The sequence below is a fragment of the Ramlibacter agri genome (genome assembly GCF_012927085.1).
Taxonomy (GTDB): domain Bacteria; phylum Pseudomonadota; class Gammaproteobacteria; order Burkholderiales; family Burkholderiaceae_C; genus Ramlibacter; species Ramlibacter agri.
Genome location: NZ_JABBFX010000002.1, coordinates 1,125,917 through 1,143,181, shown reverse-complemented (window position 1 = coordinate 1,143,181; position 17,265 = coordinate 1,125,917). Strand labels below are relative to the sequence as shown.

Genomic DNA, 17,265 nt, shown 5'->3' with positions numbered 1-17,265 from the left:
ACCCCATGTTGCAAGCCTACGTTGACCACGTTGCCGAACGCGCCGCGCTCGGCATCCCCCCGCTGCCGCTGTCCGCGAAGCAGACCGCCGACCTGATCGAGCTGATCAAGTCGGCCCCGGCGAAGGAAGAAGCCTTCCTGCTGGACCTGCTGGCGAACCGCGTGCCGCCGGGCGTGGACGACGCGGCCAAGGTGAAGGCGAGCTTCCTCGCCGCCGTGGCGCATGGGGATTTCCAGGTCAACGCGATTTCCCGGGCCTTGGCCACCGAGCTGCTCGGCACCATGGTCGGCGGCTACAACGTCAAGCCCCTGATCGACCTGCTGGACGACGCGGAGGTGGCGCAGGTCGCCGCCGACGGCCTGAAGAAGACGCTGCTGATGTTCGATTACTTCCACGACGTCGCGGCCAAGGCGAAGGCCAACAACGCGTTCGCCAAGGAAGTGATCCAGTCCTGGGCCGACGCCGAGTGGTTCACCAGCCGCCAGGAAGTGCCGCAGAAGATCACCGTCACCGTCTTCAAGGTGCCCGGTGAAACCAACACCGACGACCTGTCGCCCGCCCCGGACGCCTGGTCGCGCCCCGACATCCCGCTGCATGCGCTGGCCATGCTGAAGAACACGCGCCCCGGCACGGCTTTCAAGCCGGAAGAAGACGGCAAGCGCGGCCCGATGAAGTTCGTCGAGGAACTCAAGGCCAAGGGCCACGTGGTCGCCTACGTGGGCGACGTGGTCGGCACCGGTTCTTCCCGCAAGTCCGCCACCAACAGCGTGGTCTGGATGACCGGCCAGGACATCCCCTTCGTGCCGAACAAGCGCTTCGGCGGCGTCACGCTGGGCGGCAAGATCGCCCCCATCTTCTTCAACACGCAGGAAGACTCCGGCTGCCTGCCGATCGAAGTGGACGTCGCCAAGCTGGAGATGGGCGACGTCATCGACATCTTCCCCTACGAGGGCACCATCGAGAAGGCCGGCGAGGTCGTCGAGCGCTTCGCGCTCAAGAGCGACGTGCTGCTGGACGAAGTGCGCGCCGGCGGCCGCATCAACCTGATCATCGGCCGCTCGCTGACCGCCAGCGCCCGCCAGTTCCTGGGCCTCGGCGCTTCCACCACCTTCCGCCTGCCCAAGGCGCCGGTCGACTCCGGCAAGGGCTTCACGCTGGCGCAGAAGATGGTGGGCCGCGCCTGCCACCTGCCGGCAGGCCAGGGCATCCGTCCCGGCACGTATTGCGAGCCGCGCATGACCACCGTCGGTTCTCAGGACACGACGGGTCCGATGACCCGCGACGAGCTGAAGGACCTGGCCTGCCTGGGCTTCAGCGCCGACATGGTGATGCAGTCCTTCTGCCACACCGCGGCCTACCCGAAGCCCGTGGACGTCAAGACGCACCGCGAGCTGCCCGCCTTCATCTCCAACCGCGGCGGCGTGGCCCTGCGTCCCGGTGACGGCGTCATCCACAGCTGGCTGAACCGCCTGCTGCTGCCCGATACCGTGGGCACCGGCGGCGACAGCCACACCCGCTTCCCGATCGGCATCAGCTTCCCGGCCGGCTCCGGCCTGGTGGCCTTCGCCGCCGCCACCGGCGTGATGCCGCTGGACATGCCCGAATCCGTGCTGGTGCGCTTCAAGGGCGAGATGCAGCCCGGCATCACGCTGCGCGACCTGGTGCATGCCATCCCCTACTACGGCATCAAGAAGGGCCTGCTGACGGTCGCCAAGGCCGGCAAGATCAACGAGTTCTCGGGCCGCATCCTGGAAATCGAAGGCCTGCCGAACCTGAAGGTGGAACAGGCTTTCGAGCTGTCCGACGCCTCCGCCGAGCGCTCCGCCGCCGGCTGCACGGTCAAGCTGAACAAGGAACCGGTCCTCGAGTACCTGCAGTCCAACGTGGTCCTGATGAAGAACATGATCGCGCAGGGCTACGCGGACAAGCGCACGCTGGAGCGCCGCATCCAGGCCGTCGAGGCCTGGATGGCCAACCCGGACCTGCTGGAAGCGGACAAGGACGCCGAGTACGCCCACGTGATCGAGATCGACCTGGCCGAGATCACCGAGCCGCTGCTGTGCTGCCCGAACGACCCGGACGACGTGAAGCCGCTGTCCGAAGTGCAGAACACCAAGATCGACGAAGCCTTCATCGGCTCGTGCATGACCAACATCGGCCACTTCCGCGCCGCTTCGCTGCTGCTCGAAGGCAAGCGCGACATCCCGGTCAAGCTGTGGGTCGCCCCGCCGACCAAGATGGACCAGGAGGAGCTGACCAAGGAAGGCCATTACGCCAACTTCGGCGGCGCCGGCGCGCGCACCGAAATGCCCGGCTGCTCGCTGTGCATGGGCAACCAGGCGCAGGTGCGGGAAGGCGCCACCGTCATCTCCACGTCGACCCGCAACTTCCCGAACCGCCTGGGCAAGAACACGCAGGTGTTCCTGGGCTCCGCGGAGCTGGCGGCCATCGCCTCCAAGCTGGGCCGCCTGCCGACGGTGGCGGAGTACCAGGCCGACATGGGTGTGATCAACGCCAATGGCGCCAAGGTCTACCGCTACATGAACTTCGACCAGATCCAGGAATACGCGGACGCGGCGAAGGAAGTGACGGTCTGAGGACCCCCGCTCCATGAAGAACGGCCCCGCGGGGCCGTTTTTTCATGGCGCGCCTCAGCGGGCGCGGGCGAATTCCGCCTTCAGCTGAGGCGACAGCGGGAATTTCAGGCCCGCAGCCGCAGCCGGATTCGGCTGGACGAACCATCGCTCGTAGATGGCCTCCAGCCGGCCCGAGCGCGCGAGTTCCGCGAGGGCTTCGTTGGCCACGCGCTGCAGCTGCGCGTCCTGCGGCATGGCGAGCGCGATGGTTTCCGTCGAGAGCGTGTCGGGCAACAGCGTGAACTTCCGCGCATCGGACTCGCGCGCCAGCGCGCCCAGCAGCAGGACCTCGTCGCGGGCCCAGGCATCGGCCTGGTGCAGGCGCAGCTGCGACAGGGCTGCTTCCGGGCTGACGACCGGGGCGACCTGCAGGCCCAGGCCCTGCTGCTTGTTGATAGCGTTCACCGCCGCTTCGGCCGTGGTCCGGCCCAGGAGCGCCACGGTGCGGCCCTTGAGAGCCTGCAGCGACTGCGGCCCGTCCTCGCTGCGCACCAGCAGCTTCACCGAGGAGAAGAAGATCGGGGAGGAAAAGGCCATCGTCACGCGGCGGGCGGGCGTGTCGGAGACGCCGGCGCACAGCAGGTCGACCGAATTGGCGGCCACCAGGCGCGCGACGGAATCCTGGTCCACGGGCACGAAACGGACTGGCAACTGCTGGACGCCCAGCTCGCGTTTCAGGCGCTCCACGACCGCGACGCACAGTTCGACCGCATAGCCGGATGGACCGCCCGCGGTCCGGAAGGAAAACGGCGCCGCGTTCTCGGCGTAGCCGAGGTTCACCTGCTGGCGTGCGGCGATGCGTTTCAGGACGTCCTGTGCCGCCAGCGGCAGGCAGGTGCACACGAGCGCGCAGGCCAACACCGCACGCAGCAGGGCAGGGGACATGATGAACTCCCTCGGCAGAGCTTCGGTGGGCCGAGGGTAGTCGACGGGTGATGGCCGGGAGCATTGGACCTTGGGCCAGCAGGAGGCTTTGCGCAGGCCGGCAGAACCAATCCGGATTTGCCGGGTCGCATGGTGCATCCCGTTGCGTAGTCGGGCGCCGGCCGGTCCTGTCCGACAGGTCCGACGCCCCCGGCAAGCCCGCGGCCAGCCTCCCCGGCCTGCTATCGAAAAAGCACAGCTCCGCGCGGCCGGGCCGCGAACCGCTAGCATCCCGCAACGCCCGAAAGCAAAACCTAGGACAACAATGTTCCGTTCCTTCTTCCTGTCGCGCCGCTGGCTTCCCTGGTCGGTGTTCGGCACGGCCCTGATCCTGTACGCCACCTGGTACCGCGTGCAGCTGGACGTCCGGATCAACGAGTGGTTCGGCACCTTCTACGACCTGCTGCAGAAGGCGCTCGACAAGCCGGGTTCCATCGACGCTTCGCAGTACTGGAAGCAGGTGGCCACCTTCCTGTCCATCGCCATGGTCTACGTGACGGTGGCCGTGGTGGTCGACTTCTTCGTCAAGCACTACGTGTTCCGCTGGCGCCAGGCGATGAACCAGTACTACATGGCCCACTGGGACACGCTGCGCACCGTCGAAGGGGCGGCGCAGCGCGTGCAGGAGGACACGATGCGCTTCGCCTCCATCATGCAAGGCCTGGGCGTGGACCTCATGCGCAGCCTGATGACCTTGGCTGCGTTCCTTCCGATCCTCTGGACGCTCTCGGACAAGATCACGTCGATCCCCATCCTCGGCGCCGTCCCGCACTCGCTGGTGTGGGTGTCGCTCGGCTGGGCAGCCCTCGGCACCGTGGTGCTGGCCTTCACCGGCATCCTGCTGCCCGGGCTGGAGTTCAACAACCAGCGCGTGGAAGCGGCCTACCGCAAGGAGCTGGTCTACGGCGAAGACGACGTGGCGCGCGCTACGCCCCCGGTGGCGCAGTCGCTGTTCCTGGGCGTGCGCCGCAACTACTTCCGCCTGTTCTTCCACTACCTCTACTTCGACGTGGTGAAGTGGTCCTACCTGCAGGCCAGCGTGCTGGTGCCGCTGGTGGCGATGGGGCCCACCGTCATCGCGGGTGTCATCACGCTGGGCGTCTACCAGCAGATCGCGCGTGCCTTCGACAAGGTGACCGAGTCCTTCCAGTACCTCGTGTACAGCTGGAGCACGATCGTGGAACTGATCTCCGTCTACAAGCGCCTGCGGGCCTTCGAGGCGCGCATCCACCAGCCGCCGGTGGCGCGGCCGGCCGAGGCGACGGTCTAAGCAGCCGAAGCCGCCAGGGCGCGCAGGGCCGCGCCCGTTTCCGGGTCCGCCGGGAAGAAGGTCTCCAGCGCCAGCTCCTGCAGGGTCACGTCCACCGGCGAGCCGAACACGGTGGTGGTGCTGATGAAGGACAGGATGGGGCCTTGCGGCGTGCGGAAGCGCAGCGGCATCGCCACGCCCAGCAGTTCGCCGGCCAGCCGGGTGTCGTCGGCGCCCGGAGGGACCGGATAGGACTCCAGCTCCTTCTGCAGCGCGATGAGGCCCGCGTCGCCGGTGGCAGCGACCTGCTGGCGCAGGCGCTCGAACAGGTGGTGCCGCCACTGGCCCAGGTTGACGATGCGCTTGGCCAGCCCGCGCGGGTGCAGGCTCAGGCGCAGCACGTTCACCGGCCCTTGCAGCAGGGCGGGGTCCTCGGCGGCCGCCAGCAGGTGCGGCACCATGGCGTTGTGGGCCACCAGGTTCCAGTGCCGGTCCACCGCCAGCGCGGGCCAGGGTTCGTGGCCGGACAGGATCAGCTGCACCGCCTCGCGGGCGGGCGCCAGGGCAGGGTCCGAGAGCGGCCGCTCGCGGTACATGGGCGCGTAGCCGGCCGCCACCAGCAGCGCATTGCGTTCGCGCAGCGGCACGTCCAGCCGCTCGGCCAGCCTCAGCACCATCTCGCGGCTGGGCACGGAGCGGCCGGTTTCCACGAAACTCAGGTGGCGGGTCGAGATGTCCGCCTCGCCGGCCAGGTCCAGCTGGCTCATGCGGCGGTGCTGGCGCCAGAAGCGCAGGTGCTCGCCGAAGGGCTTGCGCCGGGCAGGATCCAAATTCTGCATGGCGGGGATGTTAGGGCCTGCGCAGCCGCGCTTCCATGACCTCCCAGGTCATGGAACGCCCCGGGCCCGGCGGGGTTTGCCGCATCTTGTATGCTGGCTGCCCCGTTTCCCCGAATTTCCCGAAAGAGCCTTGCCATGACCCGCGTCTTCAATTTCAGCCCCGGTCCCGCCACCCTGCCCGAAGCGGTGCTGCGGCAGGCCGCCGAGGAAATGCTGGATTGGCACGGCTGCGGCATGTCCGTCATGGAGATGAGCCACCGCGGCAAGGAGTTCATGGGCATCTACGCCGAGGCCGAAGGCCTGCTGCGCGAGCTGATGGGCGTGCCCTCGAACTACAAGGTGCTGTTCATGCAGGGCGGCGCGATCGGCGAGAACGCCATCGTCCCGATGAACCTGATCGGCCGCAACGGCAAGGCCGACTACGCCATCACCGGCGACTGGTCGAAGAAGTCGCACAAGGAAGCCACGCGCTACGGCCAGGCCCAGGTCGCGGTGCAGGGCGACAACGTCTCCATTCCCAAGCAGTCCGCCTGGAAGCTGGACCCCGCCGCCAGCTACGTGCACATCTGTTCCAACGAAACCATCGGCGGCGTGCAGTACCACTGGACGCCCGACACCGGCCGCGTGCCGCTGGTGGCCGACATGTCCTCGGACATCCTGTCGCGCCCCATCGACGTCAGCAAGTACGGCCTGATCTACGCCGGCGCGCAGAAGAACATCGGCCCCTCGGGCCTGACCATCGTCGTCGTGCGCGACGACATGCTGGGCCACGCGCTGCCCATCACGCCCTCGGCCTTCAACTACCAGGTGCAGGGCGAGAACGACTCGATGTACAACACGCCGCCCACCTACGCGATCTACATCGTGGGCCTGGTGCTGAAGCACTTCAAGGCCAACGGCGGCATCGCGGCGGTCGAGGCGCACAACGCCCGCAAGGCGAAGATCCTGTACGACTTCCTGGACGCCAGCAGCTTCTTCCGCAACCCGGTGGCGAAGGAAGACCGCTCGCTGATGAACGTGCCCTTCAAGCTGAAGGACGAGACGCTGGACGAGGCCTTCCTCAAGGGCGCGGCCGCGGGCGGCATGATCCAGCTGAAGGGCCACCGCTCGGTCGGCGGCATGCGCGCCTCCATCTACAACGCCATGTCGATCGAGGGCGTGCAGGCCCTCGTGAAGTACATGCAGGACTTCGAGAGACAACATGCCTGACAGACCTTTCGGGATACTGGTTCTCAATTCCATATCCCGAAGCGGTCTCGACCGGCTGCCGCCCGGCAGCTTCGTCGTGGGCAAGGACATCGCGGAGCCGGACGCCATCCTGGTGCGCTCCGCCGACCTGCATGCGATGTCCATCCCTTCCTCCGTGCTGGCCATCGCGCGCGCCGGCGCCGGCACCAACAACATCCCGGTCAAGGACCTGAGCGCCCGCGGCGTGCCGGTGTTCAACGCGCCCGGCGGCAATGCCAACGCGGTCAAGGAACTGGTGCTCGCCGGCATGCTGATGGCGGCGCGCAACCTGGCGCCGGCGCAGCGCTTCGTCGCCGGCCTGCAGGGCGCGGGCGGCCCGCTCGAGAAAGCCATCGAGGACGGCAAGAAGGCCTTTGCCGGCGCCGAACTGGCCAACCAGACGCTAGGCGTCATCGGGCTGGGCAAGGTGGGCTGCCTCGTGGCCGACGCCGCCATCAAGCTGGGCATGCAGGTGCTGGGCTACGACCCGGAGATCACGGTCGACGCGGCCTGGAGCCTGCCTTCGCAGGTGAAGCGGGCCGCCAGCGTCAACGAGGTGCTGAAGAACGCCACTTTCGTTTCATTGCACGTGCCGCTGGTGCCGGCGACCCGCCACCTGGTGAACGCGGACAACCTGCGGCTGCTGAAGCCCGAATCCGTGCTGCTGAACTTTTCGCGCGAAGGCGTGGTCGACGACGGGGCGGCGCTGCAGGCGCTGGACGCGCAGCAGCTGGCCTGGTACGTCTGCGATTTCCCGCATCCAGGCATCCTGGCGCATGCGAAAGTGCTCGCTTTTCCGCACCTGGGCGCTTCCACGCGCGAGGCCGAAGACAACTGCGCCGCCATGGTGGCGGACCAGCTGCGCGAGTTCCTGGAGCACGGCACGATCCGCAACGCGGTCAACTTCCCGCAGGTGGAGATGGGGCGCGAGTCGCGCTGGCGCGTAGCCATTGCCAACGCCAACGTGCCCAACATGGTGGGCCAGATCTCCACTGCGCTGGCGCGTGCCGGCCTCAACATCCACAACATGGTCAACAAGTCGCGCGGCGACATGGCCTATACCCTGGTGGACGTGGACAGCGCGGTGAACGCGCAGCTGCTCGCGGAAATTCGCGCGATAGCAGGGGTGCTGTCTGTGCGCTATCTCCCGGCGTAAAGACCGACTGTCACGGGGCGTTGTTCCCCCGTCGCCGCAAGTGACGGCACAATCGGGCAAACGAACAACGCCGAGGCCCAGAATGTCACAAAACGCGTTCGACCACACCCTGCAGAACTTCCGTCCCGCCACCGGCAAATCCGGCAAGTTCTACTCCCTGCCCAAGCTGGCAGAGCAATTTCCCAAGATCAAGCGGCTGCCGGTTTCCATGCGCATCGTGCTGGAATCCGTGCTGCGCAACTGCGATGGCCAGAAGGTCACGGCCGAGCACGTGCAGCAGGTCGCCAACTGGTTCCCCAACGCCGACCGCACCACCGAGATCCCGTTCACGGTGGCGCGCGTGGTGCTGCAGGACTTCACCGGCGTGCCGCTGCTGGCCGACCTGGCCGCGATGCGCAGCGCCGCACAGCGGCTCGGCAAGAACGTCAACGCCATCGAACCGCTGGTGCCCGTGGACCTGGTCGTGGACCACTCGGTGATGGTGGACTACTACGGCACGCGCGACGCGCTGGACCTGAACATGAAGCTGGAGTTCCAGCGCAACCGCGAGCGCTACCAGTTCATGAAGTGGGGCATGCAGGCCTTCGACACCTTCGGCGTCGTGCCGCCCGGCTTCGGCATCGTGCACCAGGTCAACCTCGAGTACCTGGCACGCGGCGTGCACAAGACCGGCGACGACGTCTACTACTTCGACTCGCTGGTCGGCACCGACAGCCACACGACGATGATCAACGGCATCGGCGTGGTGGGTTGGGGCGTTGGCGGCATTGAGGGCGAAGCGGCCATGCTGGGCCAGCCGGTCTACTTCCTGACGCCGGACGTCGTCGGCTTCGAGTTCAAGGGCCGCCTGCGCGAAGGCTGCACCGCGACCGACCTGGTGCTGACGGTCACCGAGCTGCTGCGCAAGCACAAGGTGGTGGGCAAGTTCGTCGAGTTCTTCGGCGAGGGCACGCGCAGCCTGTCGGTGCCGGACCGGGCCACCATCGGCAACATGGCGCCCGAGTACGGCGCCACCATGGGCTTCTTCCCGGTGGACGAGAAGACCATCGAATACTTCGAGGGCACCGGCCGCAGCAAGGAAGAAGTGAAGGCGCTGGAAGCCTACTTCCGCGCGCAGCAGATGTTCGGCGTGCCGGCGGCCGGCGAGATCGACTACAGCTCGGTGGTAACGCTGGACCTGGGCACGGTGACGCCGAGCCTGTCGGGCCCGAAGCGCCCGCAGGACCGCATCGAGATCGGCAAGGTGGCCAGCACCTTCAAGTCGCTGTTCTCCAAGCCGGTGGCGGACAACGGCTTCAACCAGGCGCCCGAGCTGCTGCTGACGCGCCACCTGCTGGACGCGCCGGACCAGGAACACGGCACGCACACGCCGGACAGCCCGCCGACGCCGGTGGCGGCGCCCCGCTTCGAGATGGAGATGGAGGCCAACAAGCCGACCTTGACGGCCTCGCACGCGATGTCCGTGCCGCCGGTGGAAGTGGGCCCCATCACCATCGGCAACGGCGACGTGCTGATCGCCGCCATCACCAGCTGCACCAACACGTCCAACCCCGGCGTGATGCTGGCCGCGGGCCTGCTGGCGAAGAAGGCGGTGGAGAAGGGCCTGAGGGTCAAGCCGCACGTCAAGACCTCGCTGGCGCCCGGCTCGCGCATCGTCACCGAGTACCTCACCAAGTCGGGCCTGCTGCCTTACCTGGAGCAGCTGGGCTTCACGGTGGCCGGCTACGGCTGCACCACCTGCATCGGCAATGCTGGCGACCTGACGCCGGAGATCAACGAGGCGATCACCAAGAGCGATCTCGTGTGCGCCGCCGTGCTTTCGGGCAACCGCAACTTCGAGGCGCGCATCCACCCGAACCTGAAGGCCAACTTCCTCGCCAGCCCGCCGCTGGTGGTGGCCTACGCCATTGCCGGCACCGTGCTGAAGGACCTGATGACGGAGCCGGTCGGCCAGGGCGAGGACGGCAAGGACGTCTGGCTGGGCGACATCTGGCCGTCCAGCGACGAGATCCACAAGCTGATGAAGTACGCCATGAACGGCAAGGCCTTCGGCGCCAACTACAGCAAGGTGCAGTCGGACCCGGGCGCGCTGTGGGAGCAGATCCACGGGGTCAGCGGCGAGACCTACAGCTGGCCCAAGAGCACGTACATCGCCGAGCCGCCCTTCTTCGACGGCTTCGCGCTGGCGGAACCCGAGGCGGGCTCGGTGGAGATCCGCCAGGCGCGCGTGATGGCGATGTTCGGCGACTCCATCACCACCGACCACATCTCGCCGGCCGGCTCCATCAAGGAAAGCTCGCCCGCGGGCCGCTGGCTGATCGAGCACGGCGTGCTGAAGCCGGACTTCAACAGCTACGGCGCGCGGCGCGGCAACCATGAGGTGATGATGCGCGGCACCTTCGCCAACGTGCGCATCAAGAACCTGATGATCCCGGCGCGCGCCGACGGCTCGCGCGAGGAGGGCGGCGTCACGCTGTACCGCGACGCCCAGGGCAACACGGAGAAGATGTTCATCTACGACGCGGCGATGAAGTACATCGCCGAGGGCCGGCCCACGGTGGTGTTCGCCGGCGAGGAGTACGGCACGGGCTCGTCGCGTGACTGGGCGGCCAAGGGCACGCTGCTGCTGGGGATCAAGGCCGTGGTGGCGCGCAGCTTCGAGCGCATCCACCGCAGCAACCTGGTGGGCATGGGCGTGCTGCCGCTGCAGTTCCAGGGCAGCACCACCTGGCAATCGCTGCGCCTCGACGGCTCGGAACTGATAGCCGTCATTCCGGACCCGGACCTGCGGCCGCAAAGCGATGCGCAATTGATCGTGACGCGCGCCGACGGCAGCACCGAAGAACACACGGTGACACTGCGCATCGACACGCCGATCGAGGTCGAGTACTACCGCAACGGCGGCATCCTTCCGTTCGTGATGCGCCAGTTGCTGCAGGAGTGACGCGCGAGCTGCTGATCGCCGGCGGCGGCATCGGCGGGCTGGCGGCGGCGCTGGCGGCACGCCGGGCCGGCTGGGAGGCGCGCCTGTTCGAACAGGCGGCCGCGTTTTCCGAGGTGGGCGCCGGCATCCAGCTGGGGCCCAACGTCACGCGCATCCTGCGCGCCTGGGGCCTGCTGGACGGCCCGCTCGCGCAGCAGGTGTGGCAGCCGCCGCGGCTGCGCGTGCGCGATGCCGTGGGCGGTGGCGAACTCGCCGCCATGGAGCTGGCGGATTTCGAGGCGCGCTACGGCGCGCCTTACCTCACCGTGCACCGCGCCGACCTGCACGCGGCGCTGCTGGAGCGCGCGCAGCAGTCCGGCGTGCGCCTGCATGCGGGGCGCAAGGTGCTCGGCGCGAGCAGCGCCGAAGGCTGCGTGCGGCTGCGCGCCGAGGGCGGGCCGGAGGTGGAAGGCGATGCGCTGGCCGCCGCGGACGGTCTGTGGAGCCCGATCCGCGCCGTGGTGTGCGGAGATGCGCCGCCCGAGCGCACCGGGCATCTCGCCTACCGCGGCCTGGCGCATCGCGCCGGCTTGCCGGCGGAATTGCGCGGGCCCGAGGTGAGCGTGTGGCTGGCGCCCCGCATGCACCTGGTCGCGTACCCGGTGCGCGGCGGCGACTGGCTCAACGTGGTCTGCGTGGTGGAAGGCGAAGTGGTCGGCGACCCGCGCGACTGGAATCATGCCGCGGTGGCCGCCGAACTGCATGCCGCCACCGGCGCCATCAGCAGCGCGGCGCGAGCCCTCTTGCAGGCCGTGCCGCAATGGCGCTTGTGGGCGCTGCATGACCGCGCTCCGGTGGCGGGCGACGAGGCGCTGGCGCGCGGCCGCATCGCGTTGCTGGGCGATGCCGCGCATCCGATGCGGCCTTACCTCGCCCAGGGCGCGGGCATGGCGATCGAGGATGCCTGCGAGCTGGAGAAGCTGCTGGGCGTGGCCGACGAACGCGTGCTGGACGTGCCCACCCTGCTGCGCCGCTATGCGCTCAATCGCTGGGAGCGGGTGGCGCGGGTGCAGCAGGCGTCGCGCCGCAACGGCGCGATCTTCCACGCGGCAGGGCCGCTGCGCTGGGGCCGCAACCTGGCGCTGCGCGCGCGCGGGGCGGCGCTGATGGACCAGCCCTGGCTGTACGGCGGCGGGCCGGCCTAGTTGCGCATGGGCGCTTCTTCGTAGCTGCGCCCGGTGAACACGTAGCGCGTGTCGGTTGCCGTCACCACGCGGTCCTGGTCGTCCTGCATGGTGCCTTCGCGGTCAACCCGCAGGTCCGGGTAGCGCCCGGAGCCGGGCACCATCGAGATGCTGCCGCTGAAGCGGTAGGGCTCTTCCTCGCTGCCGGTCGCGCTTTCGTTGTCGCCGCCGGTCTGGACGTAGCCGAGGTCATGCCAGGCGCCGTTCGCGAAGGCCCAGACGCTCTTGCCGACCTGGGTGTCGCCCAGGCTTTCTCCCGCCTCGTCGACGAAGAAAGCCACGGCACCGTCGGGAAACTGCATCACCTGCAGGGGGCCGCGCGGCGCCGGGGCTTCGCCCCAGGCCCTCGCGTGCGCGAAGTCGCGGCTGGCGCCGGCCAGTTTCCAGCGGCCGTCGGACAGGCGGTAGACCGCGGCGCTGATGCTGGGCGCCTCGGCCCGGGCGAGCGCCGGCCGGCCGTCGGGGGCCAGCCGCTGGGTCTGCGTGAACACCACCAGCGCCGGATCGCCAGCCAGCAGGAAGCCCTGCTGGTGCCACAGGCTGGTGCTCTCGCGGGGCCCGGTGGGCAGCACCGTGGCGGCCGTGGACACGCCGAACAGGTCGCCAAAGGCGCGGGTGGGTTCGAAGGGGGCGGCGGCATCGACGCCGGGGATGTGCAGGGCGAGCCGCAGCACGGGCGAGCTGGGCGCGACCAGCGGCTGGTGGTTCCAGGTCCGGAAGCCGGCGGCCGCGAACGTGGCCAGCACGATGCCTCCCGTGATCCAACCTGATCGCCCCACTCGCACCGCCCCGACCTCCTGCTTTCGGGTAAATCCTACCTCAACCGTTCCAGAAGGCATACCAAAAAGGAGGTATCAAAGGTCCGTTCGCAGCTTCCAGATTTCCGGGAACAACACCACGTCCAACATTTTCCGCAGGTAGCTGACGCCGCCGGTGCCACCGGTGCCGCGCTTGAAGCCGATCACGCGCTCCACGGTCGTGACATGGCGGAAACGCCATAGGCGGAAGGCATCTTCGAGGTCCGTCAGCTCCTCGCCCAGCTGGTAGAGGTCCCAGTGCTGTTCCGGCTTGCGGTAGGCCACCAGCCAGGCCTGCTCCACGCCGTCGCTGGACTCGTAAGGCTGGGTCCAGTCGCGCTCCACGTGGTCGGCCGGCACCGGCAGGCCCCGGCGGGCCAGCAGCCGCAGACATTCGTCGTACAGCGACGGCAACTCGAAGGCCTGCTGCACCGCCGCCAGCCGCTCGGCGTGGTGTGCGTGCGGCTTCAGCATGGCGGCGTTCTTGTTTCCGAGGCGGAACTCGATGCAGCGGTATTGCCAGCTCTGGAAGCCGCTGGAGTTGGCCAGGTAGGGCCGGATGGCGCTGTACTCGGGCGGCGTCATCGTGGCCAGCACGTCCCAGGCGTGCACCAGCTGCTCCATGATGCGCGAGACGCGTGCCAGCATCTTGAAGGCCGGCGGCAGTTCGTCGCGGGCGATGCATGCGATGGCGGCCGACAGCTCGTGCAGCATCAGCTTCATCCACAGCTCGCTGGTCTGGTGCTGCACGATGAACAGCATCTCGTTGTGCTCGGGCGAGAGCGGCTTCTGCGCGTTGAGGATCGCGTCGAGCTGCAGGTAGTCGCCATAGCTCATGTCGCGGCTGAAATCCAGCTGCGCGCGCTCGGCGTGGACGATGTCTTCGGGTTTGGCTTGCTGCGTCATTTCAGGTCACCGCGTGCTGGCGGTTGAATTCCTCGCGGCCCCACTCGCCGCTTTCCAGCACCTGGCGCAGGTGCTCCACGGCGTTCCAGCAGTCCTCGAAGCCCAGGTACAGGGGCGTGAAGCCGAAACGCAGGATGTCGGGCCGGCCGGCGCGGAAGTCGCCGATGACGCCGCGCGCGATCAGCGCCTGCACGATGGCGTAGGCGCCGACATCCCGCGTCAGGCACACCTGCGAGCCGCGCAGCGCGTGCTCGCGCGGCGTCGCCAGGCCCAGGCCGTGGCCGGCGCAGCGCTCTTCCACCAGCGCGATGAAGCAGTCGGTGAGCGCGAGCGACTTGCGGCGCAAGGCCGCCATGCCGCCCAGCGGCTGCGCCGCCAGGAAGGTGTCGAGGCCGCATTCCAGCGCGGTGAGGCTCAGGATCGGCTGCGTGCCGCACAGGTAGCGGGCGATGCCCGGCGCCGGCTGGTAGTCCGGCGTGAAAGCAAAGGGCGCGGCGTGGCTCCACCAGCCGGAAAGCGGCTGCCAGAAGCGGTCGGCGTGGCGCGGGTGCACCCAGGCGAAGGCCGGCGCGCCGGGGCCGCCATTGAGGTACTTGTAGCCGCAGCCGATGGCGAAGTCGGCGCCCGCCGCGTGCAGGTCCACTTCCACTGCGCCGGCGCTGTGGCACAGGTCCCAGACGACCAGCGCGCCCGCTTCGTGCGCGCGTCGCGTGACCGCGGCCATGTCGTGCATGGCGCCGGTGCGGTAGTTGACGTGCGTGAGCATCAGCACCGCGGTGTCGGCGCCCAGCGCGCCGGCGATCTCCTCCGCGTCCAGCAAGCGCAGCTCCAGCCCGCGCTCCTTGCACAGGCCTTCGGCGATGTACAGGTCGGTGGGGAAGTTGGTGCGCTCGCTGATGACGACGCGGCGCTGCGGCTGGTCGGCGCGCACGATGGACAACGCGGCGCTCAGCACCTTGAACAGGTTGATCGAGGTGCTGTCGGTGCAGACCACCTCGCCGGCGCGCGCGCCCACCAGCTGTGCGACCTTGTCGCCGAGGCGGCGCGGCGCGTCGTACCAGCCGGCGCTGTTCCACGAGCGGATGAGGCCTTCGCCCCATTCCTGCTGCACGGCCTGCGCCACGCGGGCCGGCGTGGCCTTGGGGCAGGGCCCGAGCGAATTGCCATCGAGATAGATCACGCCTGCGGGCAGCGTGAAGAGGTCCCGCAGCGGGCGCAGCGGGTCCCGCGCGTCGAGCGCGCGGCAGTCTTGCAAGGTCGTCATGGTGGGGGAAGCGAGCGCAGCACGGCGCGCACGGGCGAGGCGTCGGCGGTCATCAGTTTCAGGGGCAGGGCGATCAGTTCGTAGTCGCCCTCGGGCACGTCGTCCAGCACCAGGTTCTCCAGCACGCGCAGGTTGCGGCGGCGGATCACCTGGTGGCTGTCCAGGGTCTTGCTTTCGGCGGGGTCGATGCTCGCCGTGTCGATGCCGACCAGGCGCACGCCGGCGTCGGCGAGGCGCTCGATCGTCTCGGGCGCATAGGCCGTCAGCATCGGGTCCCAGCGGTCCACCGGCATGCGCGCATAGGTGCGCACCAGCACGCGCGGCGGCAGGTCGTGCACGGCATGCGCGATGTGCTCCCAGGTCACGAGCGGTCCGCGGGCGATGGCGTGGATGACGCGGCAGCGGCCGAGGTAGGGCGCGAGGTCCACCAGGCCGATGGACGCGCCTTCCGGGTCGTAGTGCAGGGGCGCGTCGGCGTGGGCGCCGACGTGCGGCGACAAGGTCAGCGTGCTGACGTTGACCGGGCAGCCGGGGCCGAGCTTGGCGGCCCACTGCTGCTGGTAGGGCGTATCGCCCGGGAACACCGGCGTGCCCGGTGCGACCGGCTGCGAGATGTCCCAGAGGTTTTGCATGCGGCGCAGTGTGCGGCGCGTGCAAAAACCATGGTGTCGGTTAATTCCAACAGCGCCGAAAAATAGTTCAGGCTTAAAGGATCAGCGGAGGCAGGCCGTGCCGCGCCCGCGCTTTCTCGCAGCCATTGCTGCCCGGCTCGAGTTCGCGGCAGGGGTTGGGCCGCCACTCGTAGATGCCGCAGGAGGCGCGCTCGCCGATCTTGCCGGTCAGCGCCGCGCAGCGGATCGGCACGTGGTCGGTGCCGCGCATGCGCCAGGTGCTGCCGGTCACTTCGACGGCCACGCCGGACGGAACGCTGCCACCGTTGTCGTCGATTTCGTGGGCGGAGAAATCCACGCGGAAGGCGGCGCAGCAGGCGCCGCACGTCAGGCAGGGGTGCAGGGACTCAGCCACGGCCGTCAACCCCAGGCCGGGCCGGCGCGTTGCGGGATGGCTGTATGCAAATACAGTAAATCACTGGATCAGGAGGAAACATGGAACTGCAGATCGCGCGCCAGATTATCGACACCCTGGCGCAGGGCATCCATCCTGTCACCGGCGAAGCCATGCCGGAGGACAGCCCCTACAACGCGCCGCCGGTCATCCGCGCGCTGCACGCCGTGTCGCGGGCGCTGGAAGGCGCGTCCGCCGAACCGGCCGAGCCCACGCGCCTGCGCCGCACGCCGCCGCCGAACGCCGGCAAGGCATGGACGGCGCAGGAGGACGCGGCGCTGGAGCTTGCCTTCGACGCCGGCATCGCGCTGAAGCAGGTGGCGCAGGAACTGGGCCGCACGACCTTCGCGGTCGAACAGCGCCTGGTCAAGCTCGGCAAGGTCGGCGCGCCCGCAGGTGGCGGGCGCTATGGAGCTGTCACGCAGTAGGCGCGTCACTCGGGGAGGGAGAACGCAGAAGACGCAAAAGCTGGGCAGAAACACAGAACGACAACTGGATCCCTTCCGCGTCTTCTGCGTTCCATCCGGACGCGCGGCGTGTCAGCGCCGGCGCATCAGCTGCGTCCCGATCGCCAGGCCCACCGCGAAGAAGACGTACACGTTCGCGAGTTCGGGCTTGGCGAGGCGGTGCTCGAAGCCGGGCGTCAAGCGCTTGGGCGTGAGCTGGTAGTCGACGAAGCACGCGATGCCCGAGGCGGCGGCCGCCCCGGCGATGGCGGGCAGCCGCTGCTTGTGCTGCACGCCCCACAGCTTCGCGTGCAGCACGCCCCAGAAGATGGAGGCGCTGTGGTGCGTGAGGTAGCCGCCCAGCGTGTAGAGCACGCTGGGTTCGTCGCGGTGCAGCGCGCGGTCGCCGAAGAACCAGTGGCTCACCGCGTTGACCGGCGCGGCGGCGTGCCCGCGCCGGTGGCCGGCCCAGGCCAGCCAGGCGGACGAGAGCAAGGCAGCGATGCTGCCGGACACGGCGCCCTCGCGCAGGGCTTGTTTCCAGGTCGTCATGTCCCGCAGTCTAGGCAGCGCAGGCCGCCTTGGCGCA

At 68.8% G+C, this 17,265-nt stretch carries 15 protein-coding genes; 7 read left to right on the top strand and 8 right to left on the bottom strand.

All coding sequences use genetic code 11. The features are described 5' to 3' along the window. Positions 1-5: 5 nt before the first annotated feature. Positions 6-2,597 (top strand): bifunctional aconitate hydratase 2/2-methylisocitrate dehydratase, encoded by a 2,592-nt coding sequence (gene acnB / locus HHL11_RS23955; protein ID WP_169421063.1) that lies wholly within the window; start codon positions 6-8, stop codon positions 2,595-2,597. 54 nt (positions 2,598-2,651) lie between these two features. Here acnB and HHL11_RS23950 read toward each other — a convergent pair whose 3' ends face one another. Beyond that, on the bottom strand, positions 2,652-3,521 hold the full coding sequence (locus HHL11_RS23950; RefSeq protein WP_169421062.1) for an amino acid ABC transporter substrate-binding protein: 870 nt from the start codon (positions 3,519-3,521) through the stop codon (positions 2,652-2,654). A 304-nt stretch (positions 3,522-3,825) separates the two neighbouring features. Between HHL11_RS23950 and sbmA the strand changes: the two genes are divergently transcribed. Further along, complete coding sequence (sbmA, locus tag HHL11_RS23945) at positions 3,826-4,830, top strand: peptide antibiotic transporter SbmA (protein WP_169421061.1); 1,005 nt, start codon at positions 3,826-3,828, stop codon at positions 4,828-4,830. On the opposite strand, the gene HHL11_RS23940 is transcribed toward sbmA, so the two are convergent. Then, complete coding sequence (locus HHL11_RS23940; RefSeq protein WP_169421060.1) at positions 4,827-5,648, bottom strand: helix-turn-helix domain-containing protein; 822 nt, start codon at positions 5,646-5,648, stop codon at positions 4,827-4,829. The genes sbmA and HHL11_RS23940 overlap by 4 nt on opposite strands. A 135-nt stretch (positions 5,649-5,783) precedes the next feature. Between HHL11_RS23940 and serC the strand changes: the two genes are divergently transcribed. The 4 genes from serC to HHL11_RS23920 all read left to right on the top strand — a co-directional run bounded on the left by serC (position 5,784) and on the right by HHL11_RS23920 (position 12,159). Further along, the gene (gene serC / locus HHL11_RS23935) at positions 5,784-6,857 is read left to right on the top strand and encodes a 3-phosphoserine/phosphohydroxythreonine transaminase (RefSeq protein ID WP_169421059.1); all 1,074 of its coding nucleotides are present in this window, start codon (positions 5,784-5,786) and stop codon (positions 6,855-6,857) included. Continuing rightward, the gene (locus HHL11_RS23930) at positions 6,850-8,031 is read left to right on the top strand and encodes a phosphoglycerate dehydrogenase (RefSeq protein ID WP_169421058.1); all 1,182 of its coding nucleotides are present in this window, start codon (positions 6,850-6,852) and stop codon (positions 8,029-8,031) included. Before serC ends, HHL11_RS23930 begins: the two co-directional genes overlap by 8 nt. 82 nt (positions 8,032-8,113) lie before the next feature. Next, the gene (locus HHL11_RS23925; protein WP_169421057.1) at positions 8,114-10,975 is read left to right on the top strand and encodes an aconitate hydratase; all 2,862 of its coding nucleotides are present in this window, start codon (positions 8,114-8,116) and stop codon (positions 10,973-10,975) included. Continuing rightward, a complete protein-coding gene (locus HHL11_RS23920; protein WP_169421056.1) occupies positions 10,972-12,159 on the top strand; it encodes an FAD-dependent monooxygenase in 1,188 nt (395 codons plus the stop codon). Before HHL11_RS23925 ends, HHL11_RS23920 begins: the two co-directional genes overlap by 4 nt. Here HHL11_RS23920 and HHL11_RS23915 read toward each other — a convergent pair. The 5 genes from HHL11_RS23915 to HHL11_RS23895 all read right to left on the bottom strand — a co-directional run bounded on the left by HHL11_RS23915 (position 12,156) and on the right by HHL11_RS23895 (position 16,191). After that, positions 12,156-12,944: a hypothetical protein gene (locus tag HHL11_RS23915; protein WP_169421055.1), complete on the bottom strand. Its 789-nt coding sequence runs from the start codon at positions 12,942-12,944 to the stop codon at positions 12,156-12,158. The two genes, HHL11_RS23920 and HHL11_RS23915, sit on opposite strands and share 4 nt — an antisense overlap. Positions 12,945-13,052: 108 nt before the next feature. Beyond that, the gene (kynA, locus tag HHL11_RS23910) at positions 13,053-13,901 is read right to left on the bottom strand and encodes a tryptophan 2,3-dioxygenase (protein WP_169421054.1); all 849 of its coding nucleotides are present in this window, start codon (positions 13,899-13,901) and stop codon (positions 13,053-13,055) included. Position 13,902: 1 nt separating this feature from the next. After that, a complete protein-coding gene (kynU, locus tag HHL11_RS23905; RefSeq protein ID WP_169421053.1) occupies positions 13,903-15,165 on the bottom strand; it encodes a kynureninase in 1,263 nt (420 codons plus the stop codon). Beyond that, the gene (gene kynB, locus HHL11_RS23900) at positions 15,162-15,797 is read right to left on the bottom strand and encodes an arylformamidase (protein ID WP_169421052.1); all 636 of its coding nucleotides are present in this window, start codon (positions 15,795-15,797) and stop codon (positions 15,162-15,164) included. Before kynB ends, kynU begins: the two co-directional genes overlap by 4 nt. Positions 15,798-15,870: 73 nt before the next feature. Continuing rightward, entirely contained in the window at positions 15,871-16,191 is a 321-nt protein-coding gene (locus HHL11_RS23895) for a YkgJ family cysteine cluster protein (RefSeq protein ID WP_342593265.1), read from the bottom strand. An 80-nt stretch (positions 16,192-16,271) separates the two neighbouring features. Between HHL11_RS23895 and HHL11_RS23890 the strand changes: the two genes are divergently transcribed. Further along, positions 16,272-16,658, top strand: coding sequence for a hypothetical protein (locus HHL11_RS23890; protein ID WP_169421051.1), 387 nt, complete (start codon positions 16,272-16,274; stop codon positions 16,656-16,658). Positions 16,659-16,769: 111 nt separating this feature from the next. On the opposite strand, the gene HHL11_RS23885 is transcribed toward HHL11_RS23890, so the two are convergent. Beyond that, positions 16,770-17,228 (bottom strand): hypothetical protein, encoded by a 459-nt coding sequence (locus HHL11_RS23885; RefSeq protein WP_169421050.1) that lies wholly within the window; start codon positions 17,226-17,228, stop codon positions 16,770-16,772. Between the last annotated feature and the right edge of the window lie 37 nt (positions 17,229-17,265).